Source organism: Phenylobacterium sp. (genome assembly GCF_036501465.1).
In the GTDB taxonomy this organism is placed as follows: Bacteria; Pseudomonadota; Alphaproteobacteria; order Caulobacterales; family Caulobacteraceae; genus Phenylobacterium.
The window spans coordinates 1-12,085 of sequence record NZ_DASYAF010000184.1; the positions used below are offsets into that span (position 1 = coordinate 1).

Consider the following 12,085-nt stretch of genomic DNA (forward strand, 5'->3'; position numbering starts at 1 on the left):
GGCCGCCCAGCCCCAGTCGGCGGCGGCCCTGAAGGCGCAGGCGCTGGCCGCCGCTCAGGGCGCGCTGCCGGAAGCCGAGGGGCTGAGCGGACCGGGCCGGGCGGAGCTCATCGGCCGGCTGATGGAGGCTGCGCTCGACGCCGGGACTGCGCCGTCGCCCGCGCTCGACACCGCTGAGGCGAAACTCGCCTCGGCCGCCGGCGAGGTTCCGGACGAAGCCTCCTACGCCCAGGCCATGGCCGGGCGCCTGGCCCTGGCGCGCGGAGACGCCGGACAGGCCCGCGCCCTGTTGGGCCGCGCCGTCTATCTGGAGAGCCAGCGCGCCGAGCCGCTGCGCCAATCCACCTGGCTGCTGTGGTTGGCTGAGGCCGATCCCGCCCGGCGGCGCGAACTGGTCACGGAAGCCTACCGGGCGCTGGAGGCGGTGCGGCCACTGTTGCCCCTGGTCGATCCGCTGACCGAGGAGCCGACCTTCACGCTGCGCATGCAGCCGGTGTTCGAACAGGCCGTGGATGTGGAGCTGCGCGACACCGAGGCGGGCGGCGAGGCGGCGCGGATCGCCAGGGCCCAGGCGGTGGTGGAGGCCTATCGCCAGGCCGAGGTGCAGAGCGCGCTGGGCGCCGACTGCGTGCCGCCGCGCGAACCGGTGAAGCCCGCGGAGCTGCGGTCCGACGAGGTGCTGCTCTACCCGATCCTGCTGCCCGACCGGGTGGAGCTGATCTATGCGCGCGGCTCGGCCGGCGGGGCCGGCGCCTACCATCGGCTCTCCGCCGCCCGCGGCGCAGACCGCGAGACCGTGGTGCAGCTGGCCAAGGCCCTGGTGGATTCCGCCAGCGGCGAGGAGGGCGACGCCTGGAAGGCGCCGGCGCGGCAGCTCTACCAGCTGCTGATCAAGCCGATCGAAGGCCAGCTCAGCACCGGCGGGACCCTGGTCATCATCCCGGACGGCGTCCTGCGCTCGGTGCCCTTCGCGGCCCTGACCGACGACAATGGCAAGTTCTTGATCGAGCGGACGGCGGTGTCGGTGGCGCCGGCCTTGTCCTATTCCCAGCCGGGAACCGACCGGACCAAACGGCCGCTGTCCGTCGTGGCCGCTTCCCTGCAGAAAGAGGTCAGCCTGCCGGCCGGCGACTTTCCGAAGCTGGAAGGCACCGCCGAGGAGGCCAAGATCGCCGTCGACGTCGGCGGCGCGGGCGCCCGCAGCCGGCTGATCCAGGACTTCCACAAGGCCGACCTGCAGGCGGCGCTGGCCGGCGGCCATGTGGACGTGCTGCACGTGGCCACCCACGCGGCGTTCAACGGCCGCTCCGACCGCTCCTTCGTGGTGGCCAACGACGAGGCGATCTCGCTTACCGACCTGCGCGGGCTGATCTCGTCGGACCGCGCCCGCGGCGACGAACTCAGCCTGCTGGTGCTCAGCGCCTGCGAGACGGCGGTGGGCGACGACCAGGCCAGCATGGGCCTGGCGGGCGCGGCGGTGCAGGCCGGCGCCCAGAGCGCGCTGGCCTCGCTCTGGGAGGTCAGCGACACCGGCACGGTCGAGCTGATGAAGGGCTTCTACGCCGGCTATCGCAGCGGGCTGGGCAAGGCCGCGGCGCTGCGTCAGGCGCAGCTGAAGATGATCGCGGCCGGCGGCGGGCTGGAGCATCCCGGGGTCTGGGCCGCCTTCACCGTGCTGGGGGGCTGGCGTTGAGGCGCGCCCAGCTCCTCGTCTCCGCCGCCGCGCTGGCCCTGATGGCCGCCGCGCCGGCCGCGGCCCAGGTGACCACCAACATCACCCCCGACACCAACGCCTTCGCCACCGGCACCACGGTCTCCCGCTCGGGCGCCGTCACCACCATCTCCGGCGGGACCCTGGCCGGCGGCAACCTGTTCCACAGCTTCACCACCTTCAACCTCGCCGCGACCGACGCGGCGGTCTGGACCGCGGCCAACCCGGCCAGCGTCACCAATGTCATCAACCGGGTCACCGGCGGGACGTTTTCGACCATCGCCGGCCTGATCGACACCAGCCAGCTTCCCCACGCCAGCTTCTATTTCATCAATCCGGCCGGGGTGCTGTTCACCGGCAACGCCTTCCTCAACGTGCCGGGCGCGGCCTACATCTCAACCGCCGACGACGGGTTGAAGTTCGCCGACGGGTTCAAGTTCTCGGCCACCGCGCCGAACGGCTCCAACTTCTCGATGAGCGCGCCGCAAAGCTTCGGCTTCCTGGGCGCCCAGCAGCCGATCCTCATCGAAACCAACTCGCCCTTCCTGCCGAACAACACCGTCGACCTGTCGCTGTTCGCCAGCGACGTGGGCATGCTCGACGCCGCCTTCACGCCGCGCACCCTCACCATCTCCACCACCGGGGCGCTGCGCGGCGCGATCAGCCTCGCCGACCCGTTCGGCACGGCGCCGCTGGCCGGCTCGACGGTGCTGATCAACTCCCTGGTTTCCGCCACCGCCACCGGCGCAGGCACGCCCTCTGTGCGGGTGGCGACGGGCGCCTTCAGTCTCAGCGGCGGGGCGCTGAGCTCCTCGACCTTCTTCAGCGGCGACGCCGGCGACCTGCTGCTGGCGGCCCAGACGGCCGACATCGAGAACGGCGGCCTGTTCTCGTCCAACACCGACGTGGCGCAGGCCAATGCGGGCACGGTGAGCCTGAACGTCGGGGCGCTGCACGTGGGAACCGGCGGCACGGTGTCGTCCTCGACCTTCAGCACCGGCGCGGCGGGAAGCGTGATCGTCAACGCCAACACCGTGCTGGTCGACGGCCAGGGCGCGATTTCGTCGGCGAGCCACGACCGCGGCGCCGCCGGCGCCGTGACCATCAACGCCGCCAGTGTCCGGGTCGACGGCCTGGACAGCCTCATCAGCTCGGACGCCGCCGATCCTACCAGCGCCCGGGCCGGGTCGGTGCAGATCAGCGCCGGGGCGGTGAGCGTCACCAATCAGGGCGTGATCAGCTCCAGCACCACCAGCGCGGGCGATGCGGGCACGGTGCAGATCGTCGCCAACACGGTAAGCGTCGACGGCGGCGCGATCGACTCGGTCAGCCTGGGCGGGACCGGCCGGGCCGGGCTCGTGTCGGTGCAGGCCGGTCAGATCACCCTGACCAACGACGGCGATCTGGGATCGTTCACCGACGGGGCGGGCGCCGCCGGCTCGGTGCAAGTCAAGGCCGGGACGCTCACCCTTTCCAACCAGGGCAACGTCACCTCCAGCACCCTGGGCTCCGGCGCGGCGGGCGACGTCACCATCGACGCCGCCACTCTCAACGCCACGACCGGCGCCTTCATCGCCAGCAATTCCATAGGGACCGGCCGGGCCGGCCTCGTCACCATCAGCGGGACCAACCTGTCGCTGGACAACAGCGTGGTGAGTTCCGAAACCGACAATTCGGGCGCCGGCGGCGACATCACGATCAACGCCAGCTCGGTTTCGGTGACCAACAACAGCCAGATCGTCACCGACACCTTCGGCTCCGGCGCCGCAGGGCGGGTGACCATCACCGCCGACAAGCTCAGCGTGGACTTCGCCTCGGTGTTTTCCGACGCGGCGCCCGGCTCGACCGGGGCTGGCGGCTCGGTGAGCCTCAACCTGGGCCAGCTCCAGCTCACCGATCAGAGCGTGGTCTCGTCCGACACCTTCGGTGCGGGCGCCGCCGGCTCCGTCGCGGTGACCGCCAAGGGCGTCAGCCTGACCGGCGATTCCAGCATCGAGTCCGCCGCGCGAGAGGGGTCCGGCGGCGCGGCCGGCCAGGTGGCGATCCACGCGAGCGCCCTGACGATGGACAATTCGCTGATCTCGTCGTCGACCTTCGCGGCGGGCGACGCCGGCGGGGTGCTGGTCTCGTCCAACACCATCAGCCTCGCCAATGCATCCTCGATCGAGTCCGGCGCCGGGCCGGGATCGAGCGGGCGCGGCGGCCAGGTGCAGATCCAGGCCGACAGCCTGTCGGTGGCGAGCACCTCGGGCATCGTCACCTCGACCGTATCGTCGGGCGACGCGGGCGCGCTCACGATCTCCGCCACCGATATCGTCGTCGACGAGGCCCAGCTCGCCTCGCGCGCCCAGGACGGCGCGACCGGGGCGGCCGGCAGCCTGACGATCCAGGGTCAGACCCTGTCGGTGGTCAACGGCGGCCAGGTCGAGACCGCCTCGGAGAATCCGAAGACGGCCGGCGGGATCGCCATCGCCATGCGCGGCGCGGTGACGGTGAGCGGCGAGGGCTCGATCATCTCCAGCGCCAACACGTCGGCGACGCCGGGCGCGGCGGGTTCGATCGCGATCTCGGCCGGGCCGATCACCATCGGCGACGGCGGCTCGATCACCACCAACTCGGTCGCCGGCGCGGCGGGCGACATCTCGCTCAGCCTGCCGCGCAATTCCTACGTCCTGCTCGAAGGCGCGACGGCGCCGGGGGTGATCACCACCTCGTCCGGCCCCGGGACTGGCGGCAGGATCACCATCGCCGATCCCGTCGCGATCATCTCCAACGGCGGCCGTATCCTGGCGCTGGGCCAGGAGCGCGGGGCCAACGTCCAGCTGACCTCCGACTTCTTCATCCGCTCGGTGGATCGCACCAATGAGCTCGCCGTGGATGGCCTGCTGGTGCTGGACAGCCAGGTCAGCGACGTCAGCACAGGCGCGGTGATCCCGGACATCTCGTTCCTCGACGCTTCCGGCGTGCTGCGCGGCCAGTGCCCCGCCGCGCGCAACAGCGGCCTCACCAGCCAGCTGCGGATGCGCCCGTTCGGGCCCTATGCCGGCGCCCAGGGCGGCCGGACCCTCAGCCTGACGAGCGCCGGGCCGGCCGGCTGCCTGTTCGCGCCGGAGGGGGTCAGCCGCGGGCTGTGGGCGCGGGCCCGCGCCGCGGTCGCCGCCGACGCGGCCTCGGCCCATGCGCAGCCGGCCTTCGCCCAGGTCGGCGCCAATCCGCCGCTGGCGACCCCCAGCTTCGCGTCCACCGTGACGCTCGCCGACGTGCAGGTCAGCGCCGATCCGGGCGCCGGCAGGGCGCGGCCGCTGGCGGGCTGGAAGGCGGGACCCGACGCCGCCACCGGGCTCACCCTGCAGGCGCCGGGCGCGGGCGGCTTCGACGCCGCCTGGGTGCGCCAGCAGTTCGTCGCCAACAGGCTGGTCGGCCAGGCCGCGCCGTTGGACCGGCTGCTGGCGTTGGCCCAGCTCATCAACCTGACCTTCGTGCGCAACGGCTACGTCAATTCCGGCGTGCTGTTCGCTGGCCCGATCCCCCAGGACGGCGGGACCCTGCAGATCAAGCTGGTCTACGGCCATGGCGGCGCGACGGGCATGCGGGTGCGCTTCGCGCCAGGCGGCGGCAAGGGACTCTCCGAGGCCTATGTCCGCCAGCGGATGGCCGCCGCCCAGGCCGCGCCGTTCAACGCCTTGGACGTGGAGCAGCAGTTCCGCCGCCTGGCCCAGGACCCGGCGGTGCGCACCGTCAGCGCCGACCTGGTCCCCGGGGCTGCGCCCGGCGAGGCGAACCTCGAGGTCGTGGTCGATCCCGCCCCGCGCTACGACCTCTACGCCACCGTCGCCAACAGCCGCTCGCCCTCGATCGGCGGCGAGCGCTATGCCCTGGGCGGCTCGGTGCGCAACCTGGCTGTTCCCGGGGACCTGGCGACCGGCGAGGTGGGCGTCACCGGCGGACGCGCCGACGAGAGCCTGGGCTATGACGCGCCGCTGTTCAGCCCGTCCACCGTCGTCACCCTGCGCGCCAGCCATGACGACGCCGCGGTGGTGGACGAACTGCTGCGCCCGCTCGGCATCCGCTCGACCGACTGGTCGGTGGAGGGCGGCCTGGGCTGGAAGGCGCTGGACCGGCCGCTCACGCCCGACACCGAGGGCGGCGGCTTCAGGCCCGCGCAGAGCCTGACCTTCGGCCTGCACGTCAGCCACCGCGAACAGGAGACCTGGCTGCTGGGCCAGCCGTTCTCGTTCAGCCCCGGCTCGCAAGACGGCAAGTCGCAGTACACCGCCCTGCGGCTGACCGCCGACTATGTGCAGCGCGGCGCGACCCAGGTGCTGGCGGTCTCGGCGGTGGGCGTCCAGGGGCTGGGCGGCTCGCATTCCGACGGGGCCGGCGCGCTCGACCCGTCGGGCGACTTCCGCGACGTCCTGGTGCAGGCGAGCTATGCGCGCCGGCTGGACGCGGCCGGGCTGGAGCTGCGCCTGCGCGGCGCGGCGCAGTGGGCCGACGGGCCGCTCTACACCGGCGAGCGCTTCACCCTGGGCGGCGAGGACACGGTGCGCGGCTATCGCGAAAACCTGATCCTGGCCGACACCGGCGCCTTCGCCTCCGCCGAGCTCGCCCAGCCGTTCAGCCTTGACGACGGCCGGCGCGGCTACGGCCGCATGGACTGGGGCGCCTTCACAGCCTCGGCCTTCGTGGACGGCGGGGTGGCCAAGAACCGCCAGGGCCCGAACCCGGACCCGCCCAGCCTTTCCAGCGTCGGCGTGAGCCTCGCTTGGACGCCGTCCGAGGCCCTGTTCGCCAAGCTCACCTACGCCAAGGCGCTGCGCGCGGCCCCGCTGGCCGGCGACCGCGACATGCAGGACCGTGGCTTCGAGTTCCGGGTGACGGTGCGGCCACTGGCGTTCCTGCCCTGAGGGCTCAGGACGCGGCGACCTGTTTGCGTCGCCGCGCTGGCGGGCGCTTTCTGGGTTCGTCGAGCAGGGCGCGGATGCGGGCGGCGAGGATGCGCGGCTCGTAGGGCTTGTCGAGGATCGCGTGGGCGGCGCGTTCGCGGAACGCCCGGTGGCCGACGAAGCCGGAGGTGAGCAGCACCTTCAGGCTCGGCTTCTCGCGGCGCGCAACCTCGCTGAGCGCGATGCCGTTGACGCCGCCCGGCATCACCACGTCGGAGAACAGCAGGTCGATGCCGGGATTGCGGCGCAGGATCGCCAGCGCTTCGTTGGCCGAGGTCGCGCTGACCACGGCGTAGCCCAGGCCTTCCAACAGGTCGACGCTGAACCTGAGGACGGGGGCGTCGTCCTCCACGACCAGGATCTGCTCGGAGCCGCCGACCATGGCCTCCGGCGCCGGGACGACCACCGTCGGCCGCGCCGGGGCGGAAGCGGCCGGCAGGCAGATCTCCACGCAGGCGCCGTGGCCGGGTTCGCTCTCGATCCGCACCTGGCCCTCGGACTGGCGCACGAAGCCATAGACCTGTGACAGGCCGAGGCCGGAGCCGCGGCCGATCTCCTTGGTGGTGAAGAAGGGTTCGAACACCCGCTCGCGCACGGCCAGGTCCATGCCGACGCCGGTGTCCTTGACGGCGATGCGGACCGAGCCGGCGGGCAGGTCGCCCGGCTCGGCGGTGGTGGCGGCGGAAATCGTCAGCGTCCCACCGTCCGGCATCGCGTCGCGGGCGTTGACCGCCAGGTTGAGCAGCGCCGCCTCGAGCTGGGAGACGTCGACGTTGGCCCAGAGCGGCTCGGCCTGCAGGTCGAGCTCGACGACCACCGCCTCGCCCACCGCCTGGCGCAGCAGCGGCGCGAAGCGGTTGATGAGCTCGCCCACATCGGCGGCCACCGGCGTCAGGTTCTGGCGGCGGGAAAAGGCCAGGAGCTGCTTGGTTAGGTCACGGCCCCGCTCGGCCGCCAGGCGGATCGCGTCGATCCGCTGGGCGCGGCGCGCATCGTCCTCGGCGCGCCGGCCCATGATCTCGATATTGCCGAGCACCACGGTCAGCAGGTTGTTGAAGTCGTGGGCGACGCCGCCGGTCAGCTGGCCCACCGCCTCCATCTTCTGGGCGTGGGCGAGCTGCTCCTCCAGGGTGTGGCGGTCGGTGGAATCCATGATCACGCCCAGGATCTGGCGTTCGCCTTCGCGATCGCCGTCGCGGTATTCGGGGCCGAGCACCCCCTGGTCGCTGAGCCAGCGGTAGCCGCCGTCGGCGCACTGCCAGCGGAACTCGCAGGCGTAGCTGCCGGTCTGGTTGGCGGCCGACACCGTCTCCACCACCCGGGCCAGGTCATCGGGATGGATCCGCGACGAGCCGAAGCCGGGCTCGGCGACGAAGCGCTCGGCCGGGAAGCCGGTGATGGTCTCGACGCTGTCGCTGACGAAGACCGGCGCGAACGGCGGCTCGGCGACGCGGGCGTGGAAGACGATCGGCAGGGAAGTCAGGATCGCCTGCTGGTGCGCCTCGGATCGGCGCAGCGCCCGCTCGGCCTGGGCTTTCGAGGCCTCGATCTTGGCGTTCTCCTGCAGCAGCCATTGGCGGTGGGCGGCCAGGCGGTGCGCTTCCTCGGTCCGGCGGTAGATGTCCACGAACACCGACACCTTGGCGCGCAGAATGAAGGGGTCGACGGGCTTGAAGACCATGTCCACCGCGCCGGCCGAATAGGCTTTGAAGATGTGCGCCTCGTCGCGGAAGATCGCGGTCAGGAAGACGATCGGCGTGCGGGCGGTCTTCTTGCGCCCGCGGATCAGGGCGGCGGTCTCGAAGCCGTCCATCCCCGGCATGTGCAGGTCCAGCAGGATGACCGCGAACTCGTCGGTCAGCAGCCTGCGCAGCGCGTCCTCGCCCGAGGAGACCACCACGACCTCGCAGTCCAGGCCCTCCAACGCCTGCACCGCGGCGAACCCGTTGCGTTCGTCGTCGTCGACGACTAGCACCTTCGGCTGGGGAAGACGCGACAGGTCCGGCGGCTCCGGCGGAGCCGCGACGGCCAGCGGCTTTTCGCGCCGGCCCATGCTCACCCGGCCGCCGGCGCCAGGGCCATCGGCTCGCTGGCCAACCGGGTGGCGTCGGACTTCTGCACCGAGACCCGCAGCACCGAGACCAGGTGGTCGATGTCCACGGGCTTGGAGACATAGTCCGAGGCGCCGGCCTGGATGCACTTCTGCCGGTCGCCCTTCATGGCCTTGGCGGTGACCGCGATCACCGGCAGGTCGGCGAGGCCTGGCCGCGCGCGGATCTCGCGGATGGTCTCGTAGCCGTCCATGCCCGGCATCATGATGTCGACCAGCACCACATCGACCGTCGGATCGGTGTCCAGCAGGTCGAGGCCGGCGCGGCCGTTCTCGGCGTAGGCCAGGTCGACCCCGTATTCCTCCAGCGCGCTCGCCAGGGAGAAGATGTTGCGGATGTCGTCGTCGATCACCACCACCTTGCGGCCGGTCAGGATGGCGTCCTGGGCGCGGCTGCGGATGAGGGTGGTCTTGACCGGATCGGACAGGCTCTCGGAGGGCCGGTGCAGCACCTGGCTGGTCTGCTCGATGAGCTGGTCCAGGGTGCGGGCCAGTCGGACCAGGCCGGCGAAGACGCCCAGCCGGAGCCGGCGATCGTCCTCGGCCGCCAGGTCGTCTGGCGCGAACACCACCACGGCGGACCGCTGAGCGCCCTGTTTCAGGGCCTGGATCAGCTCGCCCGTCGGCACGGCCTGGGCCTCGATGACCAGGGCCGCGGGGCGTTCGGCGGCCGGCCGGCCCAGGACCGCCGGCAGATCGGCGGACAGCTCGATCTCGCCGAAGCCCTCGCGCAGCGCATCGGCGGCCGGGCCCTCGGCGCCCACCAGCACCACGCCGCGATCGGTGGAGGCCACGAAGGTCTTCACCTCGCGCAGGGTGGATTCCACCACCTCGCGGTCCACCGGCTTGTGAGTGAAGCCGAAGGCGCCCATGGCCAGGCCAAGTCCCTTCTGGTCGTCGGCGGAGATCACATGCACCGGGATGTGCCGCGTCTCCGGCGTGCGCTTCAGCATGTCGAGCAGGGCCAGGCCGTCCATGTCGGGCAGGCCGATGTCGAGCATGATGGCGTCGGGCGAGAAGCGCCGGGCCAGCGCCGCCGCCGCGCCGCCCTCGCCGGTCACCACGCCCATGAAGCCGCCGTCGCGCACCAGCGACAGCAGGATCGAGGCGAAGCGCGGATCGTCCTCGACGATCAGGATGGTGGAGTCGCCGGGCTTGATGTTGTCGCGGTCGTCGGCCACCGGCTCCGGCGCCTGGTCGGCGAGCGCCGAGGTCGCCATCAGGCGCGGGCTGACCGCCAGGGCGCGATCGGCCGAGATGGCCTGCGCCTGCGGGCTGAAGTTCAGCGGCAGGAAGAGGGTGAAGGTCGAGCCTTCGCCCGGCCGGCTTTCCACCTTCAGCTCGCCGCCCAGCATGCGGCTGATCTCCCGGCTGATCGACAGGCCCAGGCCGGTGCCGCCGTAGCGGCGGCTGATCGAGCCTTCGGCCTGCTGGAAGGATTCGAAGATGATCCGCTGCTTGTCCTCGGGAATGCCGATGCCGGTGTCGCTGACCGAGAAGGCCAGGACCTGGCCGGCGGTGTTCAGATGGTCGTTGCTCGGGCTCCAGCCGGACTGGGCGCGCTCCACCGACAGCTTCACGACGCCCTTCTCGGTGAACTTGAAGGCGTTGGAGAGCAGGTTCTTGAGGATCTGCTGCAGCCGCTTGTCGTCGGTCAGCATCGAACGCGGCAGGGCCGGGTCGAACTCCATCTGGAAGTCGAGTTTCTTGTCGGCCGCCACCTGGCTGAAGGTGCGGTCGGTCTGGTCGCGCAGGCCGGCGAACGACATCTCGCTGATGTCCAGGGTGACGGTGCCGGACTCGACCTTGGTCAGGTCGAGGATGTCGTTGATCAGGTTGAGCAGGTCGGCGCCGGCGGAGTGGATATTGCGGGCGAACTCCACCTGCTTGCCGGTCAGGTTGCCCTGGCCGTTGTCGCTGAGCAGTTTCGACAGGATGAGCAGCGAATTCAGCGGCGTGCGCAGCTCGTGGCTCATGTTGGCGAGGAACTCGGACTTGTACTTCGACGTCAGCGCCAGCTGCTCGGCCTTGTCCTCCAGCGCCAGCTTGGCGTGCTCGACCTCGCTGTTCTTGGCCTCCACCTGGATGTTCTTGTCGGAGAGCAGGCGGGCCTTGTCCTCCAGTTCGGCGTTGGTCTGCTGCAACTCGTCCTGCTTGGTGCGCAGCAGCTCTTCCGATTGCCGCAGCGACGCCGCCTGCTGTTCCAGCCGGTCGTTGGTCTTGGTCAACTCCTCCTGCTGGGCCTGCAGTTCCGACGTCAGGAGCTGCGACTGCTTGAGCAGCCCCTCGGTGCGCATGTTGGCCGCGATGGTCGACAGCACGATGCCGATGGATTCCATCAGCTGGTCGAGGAAGGCCTGCTGGGTCTCGTTGAACTCGCCGAAGGTGGCGAGCTCGATCACCGCCTTCACGTCGCCTTCGAACAGGGCGGGCAGGACGATGATGTTCTGCGCCGGCGCCTCGCCCAGGCCGGACGAGATCTGCACATAGTCGGTCGGCACATTGGTCAGCAGGATGCGCGACTTCTCATAGGCGCACTGCCCGATCAGCCCCTCACGCAGCCTGAATGAGCTGGCCAGGTGCTTGCGGTTGTTGAAGGCGTAGGCCGCCGCGAGGTTCAGCACCTCGACGCCTTCGCCATCCACATCGGCCACATAGAACAGGGCGTGCTGGGCGTTGATCAGCGGCGCCAGCTCCGACAGCACCATGTTCGACACCGTCGACAGGTCGCGCTCGCCCTGCAGCATGCGGGTGAACCGGGCGAGGTTGGTCTTCAGCCAGTCCTGCTCGGTGTTCTTCAACGTCTGATCGCGGAGGTTCCGGATCATCTCGTTGATGTTGTCTTTCAGCACGGCCACTTCGCCCGACGCTTCCACGGTGATCGACCGGGTCAGGTCGCCCTTGGTCACGGCGGTCGCCACCTCGGCGATGGCGCGCACCTGCGTGGTCAGGTTCGCGGCCAGCAGGTTGACGTTGCCGGTGAGGTCCTTCCAGGTGCCGGCCACGCCAGGCGCCTGCGCCTGGCCGCCGAGCTTGCCTTCGGTGCCCACTTCGCGCGCCACGCGGGTCACTTCCGAGGCGAAGGCGTTCAGCTGGTCCACCATGGTGTTGATGGTGTTTTTCAGCTCCAGGATCTCGCCGCGCACATCCACGGTGATCTTCTTGGAAAGGTCGCCCATGGCCACGGCTGTCGAGACCTCGGCGATGTTCCGAACCTGGCCGGTCAGGTTGCAGGCCATCAGGTTCACGTTGTCGGTGAGGTCTTTCCAGGTGCCGGCGACGCCATACACCAGGGCCTGACCGCCGAGCTTGCCTTCG

Annotated in this window: 4 protein-coding genes; 2 read left to right on the forward strand and 2 right to left on the reverse strand. The window is 70.9% G+C overall.

Going from position 1 to position 12,085, the window contains the following annotated elements; all coding sequences use genetic code 11:
• Positions 1-1,693, forward strand: a 1,693-nt coding sequence (locus VGL85_RS21845; RefSeq protein WP_331591162.1) for a CHAT domain-containing protein, incomplete at its 5' end; no start/stop codon positions are given.
• A complete protein-coding gene (locus tag VGL85_RS21850) occupies positions 1,690-6,618 on the forward strand; it encodes a ShlB/FhaC/HecB family hemolysin secretion/activation protein (RefSeq protein WP_331591163.1) in 4,929 nt (1,642 codons plus the stop codon). The genes VGL85_RS21845 and VGL85_RS21850, both read left to right, overlap by 4 nt.
• A gap of 4 nt (positions 6,619-6,622) precedes the next feature.
• Here the strand turns inward: VGL85_RS21850 and VGL85_RS21855 are convergent, their stop codons facing one another.
• Together VGL85_RS21855 and VGL85_RS21860 are read right to left on the reverse strand one after the other, a co-directional pair.
• A complete protein-coding gene (locus tag VGL85_RS21855) occupies positions 6,623-8,710 on the reverse strand; it encodes a response regulator (protein ID WP_331591164.1) in 2,088 nt (695 codons plus the stop codon).
• 2 nt (positions 8,711-8,712) lie between these two features.
• Positions 8,713-12,085, reverse strand: a 3,373-nt coding sequence (locus VGL85_RS21860) for a response regulator (RefSeq protein WP_331591165.1), incomplete at its 5' end; no start/stop codon positions are given.

Bases quoted from the DNA above. Each gene is read 5' to 3' on its own strand.
- VGL85_RS21855 (WP_331591164.1), bottom strand. From the start codon at position 8,710: ATGGGCCGGCGCGAAAAGCCGCTGGCCGTCGCGGCTCCGCCGGAGCCG.